The 21,098-nt window shown below is 70.9% G+C and carries 18 protein-coding genes; 10 read left to right on the top strand and 8 right to left on the bottom strand.

The genetic code is table 11. The features are described 5' to 3' along the window. Positions 1–50: 50 nt before the first annotated feature. The 3 genes from ACR9ZK_RS03190 to ACR9ZK_RS03180 all read left to right on the top strand — a co-directional run bounded on the left by ACR9ZK_RS03190 (position 51) and on the right by ACR9ZK_RS03180 (position 2,794). Positions 51–1,079, top strand: coding sequence for a Sir2 family NAD-dependent protein deacetylase (locus ACR9ZK_RS03190; protein ID WP_481340211.1), 1,029 nt, complete (start codon positions 51–53; stop codon positions 1,077–1,079). Between the two features lie 189 nt (positions 1,080–1,268). Further along, the gene (locus ACR9ZK_RS03185) at positions 1,269–1,859 is read left to right on the top strand and encodes a hypothetical protein (protein ID WP_481340208.1); all 591 of its coding nucleotides are present in this window, start codon (positions 1,269–1,271) and stop codon (positions 1,857–1,859) included. Positions 1,860–2,338: 479 nt separating this feature from the next. After that, complete coding sequence (locus ACR9ZK_RS03180; protein ID WP_481340206.1) at positions 2,339–2,794, top strand: PKD domain-containing protein; 456 nt, start codon at positions 2,339–2,341, stop codon at positions 2,792–2,794. A 36-nt stretch (positions 2,795–2,830) separates the two neighbouring features. Here the strand turns inward: ACR9ZK_RS03180 and ACR9ZK_RS03175 are convergent, their stop codons facing one another. Next, entirely contained in the window at positions 2,831–3,736 is a 906-nt protein-coding gene (locus ACR9ZK_RS03175) for a hypothetical protein (RefSeq protein WP_481340203.1), read from the bottom strand. Between the two features lie 114 nt (positions 3,737–3,850). Further along, on the bottom strand, positions 3,851–4,558 hold the full coding sequence (gene lexA / locus ACR9ZK_RS03170; protein WP_481340200.1) for a transcriptional repressor LexA: 708 nt from the start codon (positions 4,556–4,558) through the stop codon (positions 3,851–3,853). A 228-nt stretch (positions 4,559–4,786) separates the two neighbouring features. Between lexA and ACR9ZK_RS03165 the strand changes: the two genes are divergently transcribed. The 5 genes from ACR9ZK_RS03165 (at position 4,787) to ACR9ZK_RS03145 (ending at position 11,434) form a co-directional block, all read left to right on the top strand. Then, positions 4,787–5,200, top strand: coding sequence for a LysM peptidoglycan-binding domain-containing protein (locus ACR9ZK_RS03165; RefSeq protein WP_481340196.1), 414 nt, complete (start codon positions 4,787–4,789; stop codon positions 5,198–5,200). Between the two features lie 262 nt (positions 5,201–5,462). Continuing rightward, complete coding sequence (locus tag ACR9ZK_RS03160) at positions 5,463–5,768, top strand: hypothetical protein (protein WP_481340193.1); 306 nt, start codon at positions 5,463–5,465, stop codon at positions 5,766–5,768. Continuing rightward, positions 5,765–7,501 carry an alpha/beta hydrolase gene (locus ACR9ZK_RS03155; RefSeq protein ID WP_481340190.1) on the top strand — a complete coding sequence of 579 codons (1,737 nt, stop codon included), beginning with the start codon at positions 5,765–5,767 and terminating at the stop codon, positions 7,499–7,501. Before ACR9ZK_RS03160 ends, ACR9ZK_RS03155 begins: the two co-directional genes overlap by 4 nt. A 381-nt stretch (positions 7,502–7,882) precedes the next feature. Then, positions 7,883–8,380, top strand: coding sequence for a transcriptional regulator NrdR (gene nrdR / locus ACR9ZK_RS03150; RefSeq protein WP_481340186.1), 498 nt, complete (start codon positions 7,883–7,885; stop codon positions 8,378–8,380). 129 nt (positions 8,381–8,509) lie between these two features. Further along, positions 8,510–11,434: a vitamin B12-dependent ribonucleotide reductase gene (locus tag ACR9ZK_RS03145; protein ID WP_481340183.1), complete on the top strand. Its 2,925-nt coding sequence runs from the start codon at positions 8,510–8,512 to the stop codon at positions 11,432–11,434. A gap of 77 nt (positions 11,435–11,511) precedes the next feature. Here ACR9ZK_RS03145 and ACR9ZK_RS03140 read toward each other — a convergent pair whose 3' ends face one another. Continuing rightward, positions 11,512–11,919, bottom strand: a complete 408-nt coding sequence (locus ACR9ZK_RS03140) for a transferase (RefSeq protein ID WP_481340179.1) — start codon at positions 11,917–11,919, stop codon at positions 11,512–11,514. Positions 11,920–12,017: 98 nt separating this feature from the next. Next, a complete protein-coding gene (locus ACR9ZK_RS03135) occupies positions 12,018–13,127 on the bottom strand; it encodes a DUF2231 domain-containing protein (RefSeq protein ID WP_481340176.1) in 1,110 nt (369 codons plus the stop codon). 93 nt (positions 13,128–13,220) lie between these two features. Between ACR9ZK_RS03135 and ACR9ZK_RS03130 the strand changes: the two genes are divergently transcribed. After that, positions 13,221–14,231 (top strand): aldo/keto reductase family protein, encoded by a 1,011-nt coding sequence (locus tag ACR9ZK_RS03130; protein ID WP_481340173.1) that lies wholly within the window; start codon positions 13,221–13,223, stop codon positions 14,229–14,231. Positions 14,232–14,335: 104 nt separating this feature from the next. Then, the gene (locus tag ACR9ZK_RS03125; protein WP_481340169.1) at positions 14,336–14,764 is read left to right on the top strand and encodes a hypothetical protein; all 429 of its coding nucleotides are present in this window, start codon (positions 14,336–14,338) and stop codon (positions 14,762–14,764) included. Between the two features lie 55 nt (positions 14,765–14,819). Here the strand turns inward: ACR9ZK_RS03125 and ACR9ZK_RS03120 are convergent, their stop codons facing one another. From ACR9ZK_RS03120 to ACR9ZK_RS03105, 4 genes are all read right to left on the bottom strand, one after another. Beyond that, complete coding sequence (locus ACR9ZK_RS03120) at positions 14,820–16,403, bottom strand: HNH endonuclease signature motif containing protein (RefSeq protein ID WP_481340165.1); 1,584 nt, start codon at positions 16,401–16,403, stop codon at positions 14,820–14,822. Between the two features lie 114 nt (positions 16,404–16,517). Beyond that, entirely contained in the window at positions 16,518–17,867 is a 1,350-nt protein-coding gene (locus ACR9ZK_RS03115) for a nuclease-related domain-containing protein (RefSeq protein ID WP_481340160.1), read from the bottom strand. A 166-nt stretch (positions 17,868–18,033) separates the two neighbouring features. Next, entirely contained in the window at positions 18,034–18,285 is a 252-nt protein-coding gene (locus ACR9ZK_RS03110; protein WP_481340157.1) for a DUF4242 domain-containing protein, read from the bottom strand. Between the two features lie 72 nt (positions 18,286–18,357). After that, positions 18,358–21,015 (bottom strand): ATP-binding protein, encoded by a 2,658-nt coding sequence (locus tag ACR9ZK_RS03105; RefSeq protein ID WP_481340154.1) that lies wholly within the window; start codon positions 21,013–21,015, stop codon positions 18,358–18,360. Between the last annotated feature and the right edge of the window lie 83 nt (positions 21,016–21,098).

The raw sequence follows: 21,098 nt of genomic DNA, 5'->3' as shown, positions 1-21,098 counted from the left end.
TTCGCGATCATGAGCATGGCGGCGGGGACCCGTCCGCGTACGCTGGCCGGGTGCACGTGTTCGAGGAGTCGCCGGCTGCCGCTGACCCCGGTGCGACGCCCGGCCCCGAGGGCGCCGACGCGGGCATCAGGGCTGGTGCCGCGCGACGCGCTGACGGATCAGGCCCGGGTGTCCTGACGCGGCTCGCCACCTCGCGTCGGCTGCCGCTCGAGGTGAGCGACCTCGGTACCTTCGACGACCTCGTCGACCTCGTCAGCGCGGGCGACGTCCTCGTCCTCAGCGGTGCGGGCCTGTCGACCGACAGCGGCATCCCGGACTACCGGGGTCCCGACGGCACCCGGCGCGTCGAGCCCATGACCTATGGGGAGTTCGCCGGCTCGAGCGAGGCCCGGCGCCGGTACTGGGCTCGTAGCTACATCGGCTGGCAGCGGTTCAACGCAGCCACGCCGAACGAGGGCCACCGGGTGGTCGCCGAGCTGCAGGGCGCCGGCTACGTCGGTCCGGTCATCACCCAGAACGTCGACGGCCTGCACCAGGCGGCCGGCGCGCGCGACGTCGTCGAGCTGCACGGGTCGCTGGACCGGGCTGTATGTCTGACCTGCGGTGAGATGACCTCGCGGGTCGGACTGCACGAGCGGATGACCGAGGGCAACCCCGGCTTCATGGACCGGTTCGCCGCGGCCGCCGCCGCGGTCGGGTCGCAGTGGGGTGAGCAGGTGCGGCCGGACGGCGACATCGTGCTCGCCGACGAGCTCGTCGCGTCGTTCCACGCGCCGCGGTGCCTGGTCTGTGGCTACGACACGGTCAAGCCGGACGTCGTGTTCTTCGGCGAGTCGGTGCCGAAGTCCTTGGTGGAGAAGTGTTTCGGACTCGTGGAGTCGGCGGGTGCCGTGCTGGTCCTCGGGTCATCGCTGGCCGTGATGAGCGGGTACCGGTTCGTGCGGCGGGCGCACCAGGCCGGTGTGCCGGTGGCCATCGTGACCCGCTCTGCGACGCGGGGGGACGCCGAGGCCACGATCCGCCTGCATGCCCCGCTCGGCGAAGCGCTGCCGCGCCTGCGCGCCGCGCTCGGTCACTGACGCGACGCTCCGGCTCGTACGCCGACGCCGATGCCGACGACGGGCCTGTGGACGACGGCGGGCGCTCGGGATGCGGTTGCGGCACCATCTGTGGGAGCGTTCGATGACGTTTTCGCCCGTTTGCGCCCGGTGGGCAGGGCCACAGATTCGCCGAACAGGGGGCCGAGACTCGTGCTGAGACACCAGAGGATGACGTGCGCCGCCGTTGGTCTGGCGCTGGCGACGACGCTGGCGGCCTGCGGCGGGGGCGGCGACCCGGCCCCGGCGCAGACGAGTGCGCCGGTTTCGTCGACGACCGCGAGTGGGACGAGCACGACCTCAGCGGCGCCCACGACCGCATCGACCAGTGCAGGCCCCACCTTCCCGGCAGGCCTCCCCGACGCGGCCAAGACCAAGGACAAGGCCGGCGCCGAAGCCTTTGTTAGATACTTCATTCGTGAATTAAATGCGTCGTGGCGGCGACCGGACGCGTCTGCGCTGAAGCCGCTTTGCCTCTCAGAGTCTCAATCTTGTGCATCGTTTATGAGGACATCGGCGGAGTTGGCGGAAAAGGGGCAGAGGTACGATTCGGACCCGGTTCGAATTGATGAGCTTGTAACTCTTGCCGCGTCCTTTAGTCCATTGCGCGTCCAAATGTATGGTGGTCAGACCGGCGCGCGAATTGTCGACAAGTCTGGAAAGGTGGTCGACACGGACAAGCGCTCAAACACTACCAACATGTTCTACTTGGTGTGGACGCGGTCTGGATGGTCTGTACAGGCGATCAAGGACGTAGCGTGAGCGCCAATCTGAGGCGGCTCGCTTGGGGCATTGCAGGTGCGGTGGCGCTGGGGGCCTTGCTCACTCCGATTGCCTTTGCCAAGGACGGGTGGGGATCCGGGAGCGGCGCCGACGGGACGACCGTGGACGTCACCCGCCAAGAATTGTCAGACCTTCAGGCCGAATATCAGCGTGCCCTGGCAAGCCCGCAGCCCCATTGGACATATCGCACCCGAATCAGTGCGTGTGACCTTGGCGGTCGTGACGCGAGCGCACCTTGTTATGAAGAAGCCGTCCTCGCATGTGCAGGAAACAGCGCGACGGAGGGCCGCGGGCCCCTCACCGACGTCTTGCGCATGTGGGTGGACGAGACCGGTAAGCCAACGTCCGACCGCATGCCGGCAACCAGGGGGGTGGTGGAACCAAACGGGTGGATCCTTCTGGGCACGACCTGCCTCCCCGAAATGGTCCCCGGAGTCAAGCCACTGCCGACTCTATCCATGATTATTGCGGCGTGGCATAAGACGCCGTGGTCCCACGGAACGATCTCCACGCAGCCGAAGGGGAACACGACGCTCGTCAACCTCAAGACCTTCTACAAGGTCGACTGGGCCAGCAGCGGGTTTGAGCCGGGCGAGATCGACCTCGTCGACCCGGCCACGATGTTCGGGTACCGCGTCGAGATCCGTCCGAAGCTCGTCAGCTACGTGTACCGATTCGGGGACGGCACGAGCGAGGGTCCCACCACCTCGCCCGGTGGCGTCTACCCCGACGGCGACATCGTCCACACCTACCGCAGACCGGGCACGTACACGTCGCGGGTCGACGTGACGTTCGGCGCGGACTTCCGCATCAACGGCGGCGCGTGGATCTCGATCCCCGACACGGTGACCGTGCCGCAGCCGGGCACCCCGATCACCGTCAAGGAGGCGCGGAGCGTCCTCGTCCGCAACTAATCGTCCGACGACCCGCGGTGGCGAACCACCGGGCCGTCACTCGGCGATGGCGGCGCCCCTACGAGCCTCGAGGTCCGTGCTGTCGCGCAGGTCCCACAGCTCCTTGGTCTGGAGGATCCAGTAGGCGCAGAACAGGACGATGATGATGACCTCGCAGATCAGGATCACGTGGTCGAAGCCGTGCAGCGTCAGGTGTGCGAGCACCGTGAGGGCCAGCAGCGCAGCCAGGGTCCCGGCGATGACGAGGTACCACCTCTTGTACCCCGCCGCTTCTTGGGTCGAGGTGTGTCGGTCCTCGACCCGGAAGGCGCTGAGGACCATGACGGCGATGACGCCGGCCACCATCGTCGCGGCGGCGATGCCGTGGCTCAGGGCCACGAAACGGTCGGGCAGCGCGAGGAAGAGCACGAGCTCGAACACGACCACGGCACTGCACGCCGCGGTGACGAGCAGGGTGCGCACCGGTGGTCGGCGTGCGGGGTCCCTGAGCTCGGCGCGTCGCAGCCATGCCGTCACGACGAGGGCGAGGAGACCCACGGCGACCAGGGACCACACGCTGTTGTCGACCGCGTCGGAGATGGCCGTCGTGGGCAGGGCGAACGGGTTCGGCGCGCCTGCAACACTGCAGCGATCGTCCGGGACGGTGGGCACCATCGCGACCACGAACGCCATGAAGCCGGAGAAGTTGAGGAGCACGTCCTCCTCCGACGAGTGGCCCTTGTAGACGACGAGGGCGGCGCCGAGCGCGCAGAGGCTGCCGACGAAGACCGTGCGCGCAGGGGTGAAGTAGTAGGCGCTGATCGAGCCCAGCCAGCACGACCGGTTCGTGCCCCACCACCACTGGAGCACGACGGACAGCAGCAGCATGAGCAGCAGCGCCACCATGCCGCCCCGCAGATAGCGATACGTGAAGACGACGTCGCGGTCGGGCCGGTCGGGCATGGCGTCCTCCTCAGGCACTGTGCTCCCAGAGTGGCGAGTCCAGGGTGCGGATACCTCACGACGCGCCGCGGAGGATCCGCGACGCGCCCGTGATGTGGCCGCGGTGGGGGCTGCTCAGACGCGACGCAGGACTGCGGTCACCTTTCCGAGGATCGTCGCATCGTCGCCGTCGATCGGGTCGTAGGCCTCGTTGTGAGGCAGCAACCACACGTGACCGTCCTTGCGCTTGAAGGTCTTCACCGTGGCCTCGTTGTCGAGCATCGCCGCGACGATGTCGCCGTTCTCGGCAGTCGGCTGCTGGCGCACGACCACCCAGTCGCCATCGCAGATCGCGGCGTCGACCATCGAGTCGCCCTGGACCTTGAGCAGGAAGAGCTGCCCCTCGCCGACGACCTGGCGGGGCAGCGGGAAGACGTCCTCGACGACCTCCTCGGCGGTGATGGGCACCCCGGCGGCGATCTTGCCGAGGACGGGGACGTACGACGCCTCGGGGCGCGTGTCACCGGAGTCGGTCTCGACGTCGTGCTGGTCGGACGCTGCGGCGCGCCCGCGGCGCCCCGTCGCGTCTCCGGCGTCGGGGGAGACGACCTCGAGGGCGCGCGGACGGTTGGGGTCCCGACGCAGGTAGCCCTTGCGCTCGAGGGCGGCGAGCTGGTGGCTGACGCTCGACGGGCTGGCGAGCCCGACGGCCTCACCGATCTCGCGCATGCTCGGCGGGTAGCCGCGTCGGTCGACGGAGTTGCGGATCACCTCGAGCACGCGCCGCTGGCGCATCGTCAGCCCATCGCCCTTGTCGCGGTCGGGAAGCTCGGTCACGCCCATGGTGTCCCCTTCGTCGGCGGCCCCAGGCACCCCGGTCCCGGCGCTCGCGAGGCCAGTGTCAGTGGTGACTGGTGTGGTTGGTGGTGTGAGGAAAGCGTACGGGGTTCGAACACAGTTGCCAAACACCTGTTCGAAGCATGTCTCGACTTCATCGACCAGACGTGCTACAACTCGTACAGGCGTTCTATCGAACACATGTTCGCAAGTCAGCAGCAAGGGGAGGTCAGCATGAGCGTGGTCGCCATCGAAGCCGTTCGCCGGCAGCGGGAGACGGAGGTCGGGGAGTCCGACTTCGTCTCGCGGCCGCAGCTCGTCCTCGTTCCCACCGGACGCGCCGCCGTGCGGGCCGCCCGTGCCGCCCGCCCGCGGATGCGCCTGACGCGGTTCGGCCGCCTCGTCGTGACGCTCTTCGTCGGCGCCGTGGTCCTCGCCCTCGGGATCGGCCTCGCCGGTCAGCTCGCCTCGGCCACGGGTGCACCGCGCACGATCACGGTCGAGTCAGGTCAGACCCTGTCGGGCATCGCGGCTCGTGAGCTCCCGGGCCTTCCGGTGCGCGAGGGGGTCGTCGAGCTGCAGCTGGCCAACTCCCTCTCGACGTCGATGATCCACACGGGCCAGCGGCTCGTCATCCCGGCTCCCTGACGTCGCCGTTCGTGCCGCCTCCCGGCACGTCCCCCGACCGCCGCGTTGGCTCCACCTTCAGCGGCTGGCCCTCCAGGCGCTTCGACCCCGTCTGGTGGCCCGGACGCCGCACCCCTTCGGGTGCGGCGTCCTGCTGTGTCCGGCTTCGGCCGCCCTGTGGATGAGGCATGGACGCTGGGCGCCGGTCCCCGGGCCTGTGGATGCACCTCTGCCCGCGAGCGATGTCCTTCCTACCGTGGGGATCTCGGGAAGGGGAGCGCGCATGCGGTACGAGGTGGACACGGGCACGGTCGACGACGCCGCCGCGACGGCAGACTGGGCGCTCGCGCGCCTGACCGTGGTGAGGCCGGATCTCGCGGTCGAGCCGGTCGGGGTGGCGCTCGCCGGCGGCATGCTCGCCGCATCCGTCTCCCGGATCTCGCTCGCCTGGCGAGAACGTCTTCGTGAGGCCCGTGTGGAGCTGCTCGGCCTCGGGTCGGCCCTCCAGGAGGCCTCGAGGCTCTACTCCGCGGTCGAGCATGCCGCCGCCCGGGCGTTCACGAACCCGTCCGGTGACGGTGCGCCGTGACGACGTTCGACGTCGCTCGCGTGCGGACGGCTCGTCCCGGTGCCCTCGAGCTCGCCGCCCGCCGTCTCACGCAGAGCCGCCTCGAGGTCCAGGCCGTCGTCGCGGACCTGCTGCATCGCCGGGGCTCGACGTGGTCGGGACCGGCGTCGAGCGCGGCCGCCGAACGGCAGGTGACCCTCGTCGCCGGCCTCGCCCGCCTCGCGGCGTGCCTGGCGGCGTCGTCCACTGCCTTGCAGGACGGCGCCACCCGCCTCCAGGCCGCCCAGGACCTGCTCGCCCGGGCCGACGAGCGCGCGGCCTCCGACGGCGCCTGGCTCGGACACGACGGCACGCTGTTCCTGCCCGTGCGCGCGACCGGTCTCGACCCGGTCCTCGAGGCCCACCGCGCTCGACGCGACGAGCTGCTGCGCGAGGAGGTCCACACCTACCTCCGTCAGGCCGTGCGCATCGCGACAGACGTCGATGCCGGCCTCGCGGCGGACCTCCTCTCCGGCGCGCGCGGTGGTCGGTCCGCGATGGATCTTCTAGCCGCGAGGAGCACCCCGCCCGTGCCGGTGCCTCCGGTCGTCGTCCACGACGCGTCCGGCGCCTACGCGTCCGCCGCCTGGTGGCGCTGCCTCACCGAGGCGGAGCGCAACGCCGTCGTCCACGAGCACCCGCAGTGGGTCGGTGCGCGTGACGGCATCCCGGCCGTAGCGCGGCACGAGGCGAACCTCGTCCTCCTCGCGGAGGCAGAACGAGCGGCGTCGAGCGCCTACGAGGCTGCCCGCCGCGACCCGCGGAGCCGGCGGACGGCGGGCGCCGTGGCCCGGACTCGCGACCGTGTCGAGGACCTGCGGGCGATCCGCGCCGTCATCGGGCGTCGGGACGGGGTGGCTCGCCGGCTCGTGCTCGTCGATGCCACCGGCGCCGACGTCAAGGTGGTCCTCGCGCAGGGCGACGTGGACCGGGCAGAGCACGTCGTCACCTTCGTCGGGGGCATGGGGACGACGGCCCGGGGCGACCTCGAGCGCTATGACGACCTCTTCGCGCCGCTCCGCCGTCAGGCCCTCACCGAGGCGAATGGTACGGACGTCGCGATCGTCACCTGGATGGGGTACGAGGCTCCCCAGGCCGACGAGGTGCTGACCAGCATCGATCGCAGCGTGCTCAACCCGAAGCTGGCCCGGGACAACGCGGACGAGCTCGCGGCGTTCGTCACCGGGGTCGGGGCGGCACGGGACCGGCGCGTGCACCAGACCGTGTGGGCGCACTCGTACGGCTCGGTGCTCGCCGGTCACGCCCTCCTGCTGACGAGCTCGGTGGATGACGTCGCCGTCTTCGGGTCGCCGGGCGTCCCTTTCGACCGCATCGAACGGACCGGCCTCAAGCCGGGGTCGTTCAACGTCCTGTCCGCCGCTCATGACCTCGTCGCGCGGCCGGGCTGGCCGCTGCACGGGCAGCGCCCGGACACCGTCCGGGGTGCCGTCTGGCTGTCGACGACGTCGCTCAAGGACCCGGCCAGGGCATGCAACGCCTGGCGCGCCATCGGGGCGGGGGCCGACGAGCCCGCACGGACCTCGACCGGCCACTCCGACTACCTGCGGGCCGGGAGCGTCAGCGCCGACAACCTCGTGGCGGTCGCGGTCGGTCGGCGCGACCTCACCGTGCGCCAGACCCCGGTCGAGCGCGGCTGCGTCTCCGTGCCGGCAATGCCTCCACCGCCTCTCGTTCGTCTCCCCATCGGTAGATAGGGGAGTCGGCGTCATGGACCACCCCTAGATCTAGGGGTTCACGGTGGTGTGACACGCCGGGACGATCGGGACGTGTGTGACGTTTCCGCAGGTCAGCGACTCGGCATGTCCGGTTTCTCCGATGTGCTTGCGACGCAGGTCACGACGTGCCTAGAGTTACCCCTACATCTAGTAGTTACACGGATGTAAGACGTCCACATGTAGTCCCCAGCCACGCGGGGGTTATGGACAGGTCGTCCCCAGTCCGTCCACAGACTCATCCCCAGGCGGCGCCCGGTCCACGAACACGGGAGCCTGCCTGCGAGCGAGCGAGGGCGGCATAAGGGGGTGGCCGAGGGCGTTCCCACCACTGGGTTTCTCGGACGAGGGAGGTGACCACGCGTGCATTGTCCGTTCTGCCGGCACACCGACTCGCGGGTCGTCGACTCCCGCACCACCGACGACGGCACTGCCATCCGCCGTCGTCGCCAGTGCCCCGAGTGCAACCGCCGCTTCACGACCCTCGAGACCTCGAGCCTCAACGTCATCAAGCGGTCCGGCGTCACCGAGCCCTTCAGCAGGGCCAAGGTCCTCTCCGGCGTCCGAAAGGCCTGCCAGGGCCGACCGGTCACCGAGGACGACCTCGCGCTGCTGGCCCAGAAGGTCGAGGAAGCCATCAGATCGCAGGGAAACGCCGAGATCGAGGCGCACGAGGTCGGCATGGCCGTCCTCGAGCCGCTCCGAGAGCTCGACGAGGTCGCCTACCTGAGGTTCGCCAGCGTGTACCAGGCCTGGGAGAGCCTCGAGGACTTCGAAGGGGCCATCGCGCTGCTTCGAGCCGAACGTGACGCGCTCGGGACGGGCCCGCAGCCCCACCCCGGGATCGGCGCGCAGCGGTAACCACCCTCCACACGAATCGCCCACACCACCAAGGGGACTGTCAGACCCCGGCGAGACACTGGCACCGAACGACACGACGAGCACACGGGCCCGGGGCGGGCCCGCACACGGTCAGGGAGGCCGCACGACATGACGGAGATCGGTAACCGCACATCTCGCTCGAAGACGGGCGCCAAGGGCGTCAAGATCGAGCGCATCTACACCACGCCAGGCGTCCACCCGTACGACGAGGTGACGTGGGAGAAGCGCGACGTCGTCCAGCAGAACTGGAAGACGGGCGAGACGATCTTCGAGCAGCGCGGGGTCGAGTTCCCCGACTTCTGGTCGATCAACGCGAGCACCATCGTCACGACCAAGTACTTCCGTGGTGCGGTCGGCACCGCGGCCCGCGAGGTCTCGCTCAAGCAGCTCATCGACCGCGTCGTCCTGACGTACGTCGCCGCGGGCAAGCAGCACGGCTACTTCGCCACCGACGCCGACGCCGAGGTGTTCGAGCACGAGCTGACGTGGGCGCTGCTGCACCAGGTCTTCTCGTTCAACTCGCCCGTGTGGTTCAACGTCGGCACCAAGTCGCCGCAGCAGGTCTCGGCCTGCTTCATCCTGTCGGTCGACGACTCGATGGACTCGATCCTCAACTGGTACAAGGAGGAGGGGAAGATCTTCCAGGGCGGCTCCGGCGCCGGCCTCAACCTCTCCCGCATCCGCTCGTCCAAGGAGCTGCTCTCCTCGGGTGGCACCGCATCGGGCCCGGTGTCGTTCATGCGTGGTGCCGATGCCTCGGCGGGCACCATCAAGTCCGGCGGGGCGACGCGTCGCGCGGCCAAGATGGTCGTCCTCGACGTCGACCACCCCGACATCGAGGAGTTCGTCGAGACGAAGGCGCGCGAGGAGGACAAGATCCGCGCCCTGCGCGACGCCGGTTTCGACATGGATCTCGGCGGCAAGGACATCGTCTCGGTCCAGTACCAGAACGCGAACAACTCGGTGCGGGTCAACGACGAGTTCATGAAGGCCGTCGAGGACGGCACGCCGTTCGGCCTGCGCTCACGTCTGTCGGGTGAGGTCATCGAGGAGATCGACGCCCGCGGACTGTTCCGCAAGATCGCCCAGGCCGCGTGGGAGTGCGCCGACCCGGGCATCCAGTACGACGACACGATCAACGCCTGGCACACCAACCCCGAGACCGGCCGCATCACCGCGTCCAACCCGTGCTCGGAGTACATGTCGCTCGACAACAGCTCGTGCAACCTCGCCTCGCTCAACCTGCTGAAGTTCCTCCGCGACGACGACACGTTCGACGCGGTGACCTTCCAGAAGGTCGTCGAGCTCGTCATCACGGCGATGGACATCTCCATCTGCTTCGCCGACTTCCCGACCGAGTCGATCGGTGACACGACGCGGGACTACCGCCAGCTCGGCATCGGCTATGCCAACCTCGGCGCCCTGCTCATGGCCACCGGCCACGGCTACGACTCCGAGGGCGGCCGCGCCCTCGCCGGCTCGATCACCTCGCTGCTGACGGGTGCCGCGTACAAGCGCTCGGCCGAGCTCGCCTCCGTCGTGGGTCCCTACGCCGGTTACGCCCGCAACGCCGACGCCCACAAGCGCGTCATGCGCAAGCACCAGGCCGCCAACGACGACATCAAGACGCTCGACGACATGGACTCGAGCATCCACAAGGTCGCCACGAAGGCGTGGGACGACGTCATCAAGATCGGCGAGAAGCACGGCTACCGCAACGCCCAGGCGTCGGTGCTGGCCCCGACCGGCACCATCGGCTTCATGATGGACTGCGACACGACCGGCATCGAGCCGGACTTCTCGCTCGTCAAGTTCAAGAAGCTCGTCGGCGGCGGCTCGATGCAGATCGTCAACCTGACGATCCCGCGGGCGCTCAAGAAGCTGGGCTACCAGCAGGAGCAGATCGAGGCCATCGTCGAGTACATCGCCGACAAGGGCCACGTGATCGACGCCCCGGGCCTCAAGCCGGAGCACTACGAGGTCTTCGACACCGCCATGGGCCAGCGCGCCATCTCCCCGATGGGCCACGTGCGCATGATGGCCGCGGCACAGCCGTTCCTGTCCGGGGCCATCTCCAAGACCGTCAACCTGCCCGAGACGGCGACGGTCGAGGAGATCGAGGACGTCTACATGCAGGGCTGGAAGCTCGGCATCAAGGCGCTCGCCGTGTACCGCGACAACTGCAAGGTCGGCCAGCCGCTGTCCGACGGCGGTTCGACGGCCAAGGACAAGGCGAAGGACGCCCCGGCCGAGACCGTCGAGCCCAAGGTCGAGAAGGTCATCGAGTACCGCCCGGTGCGTCGTCGCCTGCCCAAGCGCCGGACGTCGCAGACGACGTCGTTCGCGGTCGGAGGCGCGGAGGGCTACCTCACCGCCGGCACGTACGAGAACGGTGAGCTCGGCGAGATCTTCCTCAAGTTCGGCAAGCAGGGCTCGACCCTGGCCGGCGTGATGGATGCCTTCTCGATCGCCGTGTCCGTCGGCCTGCAGTACGGCGTCCCGCTCGAGACGTACGTGGAGAAGTTCACGAACCTGCGCTTCGAGCCGGCCGGCATGACCGACGACCCCGACGTGCGGATGGCCCAGTCGCTCATGGACTACGTCTTCCGTCGTCTCGCGCTGGACTACCTCGACTTCGACACCCGTTCCTTCATGGGCATCCACACCGCCGAGGAGCGTGCGCGCCAGGTCGAGACCGGCTCCTACGAGGCCATCGAGGCCGACGACTCGGAGGACGAGGAGGAGCTGGCCGAGGAGCTCGCGTCGCTCCAGCAGTCGACGCCGGTGACCCGCAAGGAGCCGAAGCCCGAGCACAAGGCCGAGAAGTCGGCCGAGGTGGACGTGAAGTTCGGGGCCGGTGCGGCGTCGGCTCGCGAGGCCTCGGGTGACGTGCACAGCTCCGCGGAGCTGCTCGAGAAGTTCGGCGGCATCACCGCCGACGCCCCGATCTGCATGACCTGTGGCACGAAGATGCGTCCCGCGGGCTCGTGCTACGTCTGCGAGGGTTGCGGCAGCACCAGCGGCTGCAGCTGATCCGGCGACAGGCACACCGAAGGGCCCCACGACTACTGTCGTGGGGCCCTTCGGTTGCGGTCACGTCCGCCCGAGTCCTAGGCGGCGTGGCGCTTGGTGCTGGGCCTGCGGATCACGGCATCGGCGCCGATCGTCTCGTCGACGTCGATGCGCGCGCCGTCCCAGATGTGCGCACGTGGTCCGACCTTGGTGCGCGCACCGACCCGGGCGCGGCGTCCCACGACGGCGCCTCGCCCGATGTGGGCAGCCGAGCCGATCTCGGCGTCGGCGTGCACCGTGGCGCCGGCATCGATCCATGCGCCGCTTTGGATGTTGGCGCGGGGTCCGACGGTCGCGCCCCGGTCCACGTACGCCGTGTCACCGACGTAGGCGCTCGGGTCGACCTCGGCGTGACGCTCGACGTATCCGCCACCGTTCTCGTGGCGGACGTAGTGCAGCACCGTGCCGTTGTCGGTCTCGAACTCCTCGTACTTCCTGCGCCTCACGATCCACCTCTTTCCACGTCTTCGATCCGGGTCCAGCCCGGAGGGGTCATGTGAGGAACGTTCGAGCCAACTTGAAGATTCCGGATGGCACATCCTTTTCAGCGTCGTGCCGCGAGCCCACGGACGTCGTGCCTGGCCATCTCGAGCATCTCGGCGAACGAGCCGGTTCGACGGTCGGCGGCGGCCTCCTGCTCGCGCAGGGCGCGGACGATGAGGGCAGCATCCGAGGCGTCGACCGAGTCGAGGATGCCTGGCAGCTCCTGCTTCTCCTCCGCGGCGGCGTGCTGCGTGATCGCCTCCTCGAGGAGCCCGAGCTGGGTCACGAAGACCGGGGAGGTGACGCCGGCGTCCTCCAGGCGCCCGATCTGCTGCCCGACGCCCTCCTCCTCGACGACGCGCTGCGAACCCAGTGCCGGGTCCGGGGTCGCCTCGGCGCGTGGGTGCAGGAGCACCTCCTCCACCGCCTCATGACCGGCCAGGTACGCGCAGAGACGGTGCAGCGCGTCAGCCCGGGTGCCGTCGTCGGCGGTGCGCACGGCGCGAAGCAGGCGGGTGATCTCACCGTGCTGCGCGGTGACGGCCTCGACGACGTCCCGCGCCGTCAGGGGTGACGAGGCGGGTTTCGGCTGCTCGGCTTCGGACATGGTCTCGTTCCTCTCGCTGAGTGCTGGGTGACGTGTCGCGACACCACGGGCGCTTGCCAGGTGTCCGCCGAGGTAGGCGGCGACACCGGTCAGGCCGGAACCGGCCAGCGCGAGCACCACCCCGGTTGCGTGGCGCCCCCTCCGTCTGGCCATCCACGAGCCGGTGTACGCCGCGAGCGACCCGACGTTGAGGACGGCGTGGACGACGCCGACACGCCGGTCGCGCTGTTCGGCCCCGTGCCACTCCGTCCAGCCGGACGCCGCCGTCGGTGCCGCAGCGAGCAGGCCGAGCCCGATGAGTCGGCGCGCCGCCGGCCGAGACTCGACTCCACCCAGCGCGTCGAGCACGCCGGCCGCGGTGAAGAGGCCGATCGGCACGTCGGTGAGGGAAGGGTGCAGGGCGTGGCCCATCCAGCGTCCGCTGAGCACGGACGCGGTGGCGCCGCGGCCCAGCGGTGCGGTGACTCGCTGCGCGAGGGCCGTGGCGCGATCCAGCCGGTCGTCGCGCTCGAGCGCCACGGCGAAGCGGGCCGGCAACGGAAGCGTCTGGGTGTCTTGAGGCATATGGGTCCCGTACCCACCCGCGGCACTCTCTCGCCCGACCGACCATGGACGCGGGATCGAGCGGCGCAGGTCGCGGGGCATACGGTGGGCGCCATGAACTTCCGTCACCTGGGCAACAGCGGGCTCAAGATCTCCGAGATCACCTACGGCAACTGGCTCACGCACGGCTCGCAGGTCGAGAACGACGTGGCGACGCAATGTGTCCGCGCCGCGCTCGACGCCGGCATCAGCACGTTCGACACGGCCGACGTCTATGCGAACACCAAGGCCGAGAGCGTCCTCGGCGAGGCGCTCAAGAGCGAGCGGCGCGAGAGCCTCGAGATCTTCACGAAGGTCTACTGGCCCACCGGCCCCGGTGGCAAGAACGACACCGGGCTCTCGCGAAAGCACATCATGGAGTCGATCAACGGGTCGCTGACCCGGCTGCAGACCGACTACGTCGACCTCTACCAGGCACACCGTTACGACACGGAGACGCCCCTCGAGGAGACGATGCAGGCGTTCGCCGACGTCGTCCGTCAGGGCAAGGCCCTCTACATCGGCGTCAGCGAGTGGACGGCCGAGCAGATCCGCGCGGGCCACGCGCTCGCGAAAGACCTTGGCGTGCAACTGATCTCGAGCCAGCCGCAGTATTCCATGCTGTGGCGGGTCATCGAGAGCGAGGTCATCCCGACGTGCCAGGAGCTCGGGGTCAGCCAGATCGTGTGGAGCCCGATCGCGCAGGGCGTCCTCACCGGCAAGTACCAGCCCGGGCAGCAGCCTCCCGCAGGTTCCCGGGCGGCCGACGAGAAGGGCGGCGCCGACATGATCAAGCGGTTCATGAACGACGACGTCCTGACGCGGGTCCAGAAGCTCCAGCCCGTCGCCGACGACGCGGGCCTCACGATGGCCCAGCTCGCGGTCGCATGGGTGCTGCAGAACGAGAACGTCGCCGCCGCTCTGGTGGGTGCCTCTCGTCCCGAGCAGGTGGCCGAGAACGTCAAGGCCGCGGGCGTGAGGCTCGAGCCCGAGCTCATGGCCCGCATCGACGACGCCCTCGGGGACATCGTCGAGCGCGACCCCGGCAAGACCGCGGAGAACGCCCCGAAGACCCGCGTGGCCTGACCCTCGCAGACCCTGGCGTTCGGCCCACCGGGGCACGAGCCCGCGCGCATCGACCTGGGGACAACTCCGGCGAGCGTTCGCGGGCTCGGGCCACGATGGCTGGCATGACCTTCGACGACCTGCCCCAGCGCGCCAGCGAGATCCCCCTCACCGATCCCGTCGCGGCCGGCGACGTCATCGACCTCATCCTCGGCGAGGCCGACCGCGCCGGGGGGTGCATCGGGCTGATGATCTGCGACCACGCCGGCCGCGGCCTGCAACCTCTCGTCCTCAACGACGTGCCGGAGGATGCGGATCCGGCCGACCTGGTCCGGCTGCTGGACCTCGTCCTTCCGCTGGTCAGAGAGTCCGGCGGCTCGATCCTGCTCGGCCGAGGGCGCCCGCACGGAGCCCGTCCGACCGACGCCGATCGGGAGTGGCACGAGGCCGGGATCGCCGCCTGCCGGAAGGCCGGTGTGCGCTTGCTCGGCTTCCACGTCGCCACGGCGGAGGGGGTGCACCGACTCCCTGACCCGCTCGACGCCGCGTCGTGACGCCGCCCGCGAGCGGTGCTCAGAACGCGAGCGGTGCTCAGAACGCGAGCGGGCCTCAGAACGGCGGAAGCTCGTCGATGACGCGTGGGCGGCGGGCAGGTTCGGGTGGCGGCCGCAGGTCCTCGAGCCAGTCCTTCGGCTCGGTGACGTAGCGTCGTCCGGCAGCCGTGCGCCAGTGGACCCTGGCGTCGGGGTCCCGCGACGCGCTCCAGTGACCGTGGGTGCGCGCGTTGTGGTGCAGCCGATGCTTGCTCGTGAGGTTGGTGACCTCGGTGGGGCCGTGCGGCCAGGGGATGTCGTGGTCGAGGTCGCAGCGAGCGGCCGGGACGGTGCATCCGGGCCCACGGCAGGTGCCGTCGACGGCCTCGACGACCGCACGCATCGATGCCGTCGGCCGGTAGGCGGTGGTCCCGACAGCGGTGGCAGCGCCCGTGCTCGGGTCCACCGCCAGCATCCGCCAGCGCGACGCGGGGTGCAGCATCATCCGCCGTGCCTGTTCGGGGCCCACCCAGCCGTGACCGGGCACCTCGCACGGGGCGTCGACGTGGCCGAGCGCCACGGGCAGCGGGACGACGAGCGTGACCGAGGCTGACGGGCGACGCCCCAGGAGCGTCCTCCAGGCGGCGTCGTCCGGGCCTTCGCGGACTGACACCTCTTCGGCCGCCCCGCTGTTCGCCGCCATCGACCCGAGCACGAGCAGGTCGGTGATGGCGTCGGCGCGCAGGACGTCGAGGCTGCGCCGGTCGCCGGCCTGCCGTGCGGCTCGTGCAAGAGCATCGGCGCGCTCCATCGCGGCCACGATCTTGTCCGCGTCGTTGGTCACGGTGAGGACCCCGAGCCCGTCGGCATCGATGCGGGCGAACGCACCGCGTCGCCGGCGGGCGTCCCGACGGCGTCGGGCTGTGTCGCGGTCGGCCGCGACGCAGGCGCGCGTGAGGCGCTGGCGGAACAGGGTCGGGGACGGCGGCGCACCGTCCTTGGGACGCAGCGTCGAGTCCACGACGCCAACCGCCGCGGCGTCCTCGAGATGGCGGACCTCGGCGTGCAGGACACGAGCCCGATGAAGGCTGACCGCGCCTGACCGGAGCCGGTCGCGCAGCTCTGCGGCGGCGCTGGAGCGGGCCGTCGCGAGGCCCAGCCTGTCGTGCACCTCCTGCGGTCCGAGCCCCGTGGCCGTGGTGACTTCCAGGACGGTGAGCTCGTCAGCGTCGAGCCATCCGGACGGCCGGGTGCCGCCGGTGCCGGCGACGCGCCCCAGCTCGGCCGACTCGATGCACGACCGGAGCCGAGCGAGCGCCTCCAAGCCTGCCGCGTCCAGGGCGGCCTTGCAGGACTCGACGGCCTCGACGAGCCGAAGCTCGGCATCGGCGTGGGCCTCGGGGCCGCGGTCAGGGGAGTCGTCGAGGTCGTCGGCGGCGGCGTCGAGGAGCTCGGCGACGAGATCGGGCATCAGCTGGTTGAGGACGTGCCGAGCGGCGTTGCGCCTCAGGGACCGCTCGAGCAGGGAGAGCGACCGCTGCCGCACCGGGACGCCGCGACGCGTTCGCATGGGGTAGGCCTCGACGAGCGACGCCACGTCGGCGAGCGCCTCGGCCTCCTCGACCAGCGCGTCAGCACTGCGCGTCCCTTGACCCCTCATCTCCCTATCGAACACCAGTTCGAACAGGAAGTCAAGGTTTGATTCGACGAAAAGTCTTGCAGGCCAATCGTATTCCCTCATGAGTAAGCGTCCACGCGTGCTGTGCCATGGAGCTCAACGAGCGGACCGCATCCACATCGCGAGGTCCTCGGACAACCGCGCGATCCTCGAGAGCTCAGCCTCGTCGACCCTGCGTCGTGTGGCCGGCGTTGCGCCTTCGGGATAGCGGTAGTCCATCGAGAGCATGAACGAGGATGGTGCACGCAGGTCCGCAGCTTCCCATTGCCGGACGCGCAACCCTGCGGCCACCCAGACACGGGCGGTCCCCGATCCCGCCGTTGCGAGGGCACGGTCCCTCGCAACGGCCCTCACGACGACGTCGGCCGACGCTCCGATCTGCAGGTCCAGCATGGTCGGCACGTCCACCGCTGGCCCCAGGTACCACCTGCACCCGTCGCCGCTGTTCTCGGTGCTCGCCGTCACGGAGGTCGCGAGCACCGCCTTCATGCGTCTGACCGGATAGTCCTGGCAGTAGAGGGAGTTCGGCCTCGACGGGGTCCTGTCACCTGCTCCGGGGAGAAGCGATGTCGCAAGGGTCCTGACCCCATGCCCCCCGATGATGAACAGCCCGTACGGCAGGACGGCCGCGAGCAGCGCGAAGAGGCCAAGGGCGATGACACCCCGGGCAAGTACTGTCCTGCGGCCGGCGAAGCGGCGGAAGCGCGCCGTGGAGTGTCCGTTCCCCGCGCGCCTTGTGCGTCGAGCGTGTGTCCCGGACCGGGTCCGGGCCTTCCCGCTGGCGAGCACCTGGGCCACCGTGAGCTCCGACGTGTCCGGGCTGACGGCGTCAACGCCCACCGACGCTGCCGGGAACGCCAGGTCGACGCGGCGTCGCAGCAGCTCCACCTCGGCAGGGGGCAGGTGGCCGGGCTGCCTGAGCAACCACTCGCGCAGGTCGTGCACCGGCACGATGTCGATGCCGCCCACACGGCGGGAGTCAAAGGCGGCCGCGGAGCCGCCGGCCAGTGCCAGCACGGGCACGACGGGGACCGCCAGCGTCCGCTCCATCTCCCCGGCGGCGCGCCCCACCTGCTCCACCGCCGGCCGCCGGGACCGGCTCGAGCCGGTGTGCTGCCAGAGCGTCCCGTCGTACTCGGAGACGCCACCCGACCAGTTCTTCGCGTCGACGAGGAAGACCCCGCCGGGACCGATAACCACGTGGTCGAGGTTGACGCGCGACCGTCCCGGCCGCAGCAACCGGTCGTGCAAGCACGCCCACGTCCGCGGGAGGCGCGCCAGCTCGGCGCCGACGACCTGCTCCCCGGCGGCTCCCGACTCCCAGCGCCGGGCCTGCTCCTCGAGCGCCGCCGCGCGGTGCGCCGCCGCCTCCGACTCCTGCCGGGCGGTGGCCGCCTTGGCGCGCAGCGTCGCGGCGCGCTCTCGCGCGGATCCGCCTTCGGCCATGGCACCCCCCTCCGTGTCCCGACGACAACGTAGGTCGGCTGGGCGCCTCCCGGGGTGAAACGCCACAACTCCACGGACCGGAGACGTCAACGCCGGACTCGGGCGTCGATGCCGGACGCCGTGGACCTGCCCGTCCACGGCGTCCGGCATCGCGCTGATCCGGCCGTCAGGCGCCTTCCTGCACCTGGTAGATCGAGTCCGCGACGAGGCCGTGCGCCTCGCGGTGCACGGTGTTCGCGGCCTCGGCGTCGGGTGCCTCGACGAGGCAGAAGATCTGGCCCCGGTCCTCGTCGACCCAGTAGCGCAGGTAGCTGACCCCGTACTGCCCCTGGGTGGCGAGGTCGGCCTCGTGGGCCTTGGCGACGTCCGACATGGTGACGCCGTCGCCGAGGGTGTGCACGTCCATGAAGAGCGGCATGGTTCGTTCCTTCCGTCGAGTGGTCGATGACTCCAGCGTCGCCGCACGCCGCCCACCGGTCATGGGTGGCGGCTACCCATTCGCGGCTACGGAACCACCCAGGTTGGCCAGGTCGCGCCGGCTGCCCACCCCGACCTTGGCGAGGATCGAGGCGACGTGGTGCTCGGCCGTGCGACGCGAGATGACGAGCCTCTCGGCGATGGCGGCGTCGGTGAGGCCTGCGGTGAGCAGGTCGAGCACCTCGCTCTCACGCGGGGTCAGGCCTGCTGGGTGGCGACGCGTGCTGGCGCGGGCGGCGCGCGGCGCCGGCCAGCCGTGCGCCCGGAGGTCGGTCCGGACGCGCGCTGCGGCCCCGTCGGCGCCGATCCCCTCGAAGAGGCCGACGGCCGCCGTCATGAGGTCGCGGTCGCCGCTTCGGGCCAGGGCCAGGCCCTCGTCGAAGGGTGAGTGCAGGCGCGCCCAGAGCTGCGCGGCCTGCTGCCACCGTCGCTCGTGCTCGGCGGCGAACGGTGGCGCCAGGAGGGCACCGGGCGCCGTGCCCCCGAAGAGCTCGTCGCCGTCCGTCTTCACGTCCTCGGGCGTGAGCCAGCGGGCCACCGCGCCACGGTTCCACGCGCAGTCGGCGTCGCGAGCCAGTGGCCAGGCGGCGAGGGCGATGTCGCGCGCGCGTTCGGGTTCGCCTGCGAGCCAAGCGAACTCGGCCTGGGCCGCCACCACCGGGGCGACGCGCTGTATCTCGCGCATGCCGTCGGCGAGCCGGGCGGCCCGCGCGATGAGCGGCTGCCACCCGTCCTCTCCCCGTCGGGCCCGCAGCTGGGCCAGCGTCACGAGCGGTTCGAGGGCACCGACCGGCGCCACCTCCCCGCGACCGACGGAGTCGGCGTCGCGGCGGGCCGCCACGTGCTCGCCGCGGTCGAGCCCGAGGCGGGCACGCCAGCCGAGGAGGTACAGCGTCCATGAGTCGAGGTCGCGGTCGGCGCAGTAGTCGATGCCCTCGTCGAGCCATCGCCTGGCCTCGTCGTGCCGCCGCTGGGTCACGGCCGCCGACGCCAGGTTGCAGTACGCCCGCGCGGCGTGCTCGTGCAGGTCCGCGGCCCGCGCTCCTTCGAGGCTGGCCGTGAGCAGCTGGGTGCCCGCGACGACGTCCCCGACGACGACCTCGATGGTGCCGAGGTTGTTGAGGGCGTGCACCCGAACCTCCGTCCGCCTCGGTCCGTTGGGCAGCCGTTCGACGAGGTCGAGGGTGCGGGCGCCCCACTCGCGCGTGCCGGCGACGTCGCTGGACAGCATCCGCAGCTGGGTCGTGTTGCTGTACGCGAGCGCGAGCTCGACACCGGGGTGCCCCGCGAGCACGTCGACGGCTGTGCGTGCCTGGGCCTCGGCGTCCTCGTTGCGCCCGGCGAACCACGACAGCCGCGACAGGCACCGCCACGCGTCGCCGACACGGACCTCGTCGCCGGCCGTTGCCCAGATGGACCTGGCGGCGTCGACGGCCGTGATGGCGGCCTCGATGCGGTCGGTGAGGTACAGCTCGTACCCGAGCGCCCACAACAGGTCCGCGCGCGTGGCGTCCGGGACGCGTCCGGTCGGCAGGGCGTCCGCGTGGGCCAGGGCGCGTCGGTACTGCTCGACCGCCTGACGGTGGGCACCGAGGGCGGCAGCACGTTCGGCGGCCACCGGTGCGAACTCCAGCACCCGCACGGCGTCACCGGCCGCGTCGGCGTGGTGGGCGAGGACCTCCGGGTCCGCGCCCCGGCGCAGGTAGGCCTCGAGCAGGCGCCGATGGACGTGGATCCGCCGCCCGGGCGGGACGTCGTCGACGACGGCGAGCCGGCCGAGCTCATGGCGGAACGTCAGCTCGCCGCCGGACAGGACGAGCAACCCCCGTGAGAGCGGCTCGTCGAGGGCGGTGAGGCCGTCGCGGACGAGCTCCTCGACGAGCTTGGTGTCGACCCGGGCGCCGGCCAGGGCCACCACCTCGAGAGCGCGCTGCGCGGCCTCGTCCAGCCGGGCCACCCGGGCGAGCACGGCGTCCCGGACCGTGGGGGGGACCCGGGCCGTACCGCCCGACAGCACCTCCGTGACGAAGAAGGCGTTGCCGCCGGTGACGTCGTGCAGCCGGCGCGCGTCGACGTGCCCTGCCTCCGGGTGCCTCCGCGCGTACTCCTCGGCGAGCGCCGTCACGCCCTCGAGCGTCAGCGGCGGGAGGTCGACCCGACGCGTCCCGTCCGCGGAGGCCGTGTCACCGAGCAGGATCCGCAGCCCCGAGGTGGGCCCGGTGTCCTCGGGCCGGTACGTCACGAGCACGAGCGCCCGACAGCCGTGGACGCGTCGGGCCAGGTGCCGCAACAGGTCCAGGGTCGCCTCGTCGGCCCAGTGGGCGTCCTCGACGACGAGGAGGTACGGCTCGGCGCCCGGCGGTGCGCGCAGGACGTCGACGAGACGCGTGAGCACCTCGTGCCGCGTGGCGTCCGGCGGCCAGGTGCCGGGCGGCAGGCCGGGCACCATCTCGGCGAGCGGTCCGAGCGGTGCCGGTGTCGCCGCACCGTCGCACTGCCCGACGAGGGCGCGAGCGCGGGCGCCGGCCTGCGAGACGACGTGGCCGACGAACGTCGACTTGCCGATGCCCGCCTCGCCGGCGACGTAGACGAGCCGGCCGTGCCCGGCCGCGGCGTCGTCGAGCCAGCCCGCGACGGCGCGCAGCTGCTCGGCACGCTCGAGGAGCGTCATGTCCCGATGCTACGAGCCGCGTGACCCGGGCGCAGGGCGTTCACCACGGCCCGTGGGCCCACGCCTGAGGCGTGGCGGACGGT

The sequence above is a fragment of the Monashia sp. HAY1-5C genome (assembly GCF_056755255.1).
The sequence above is the reverse complement of the archived record's forward strand: the minus strand, read 5'-3'. Positions and strand labels throughout refer to the sequence as shown.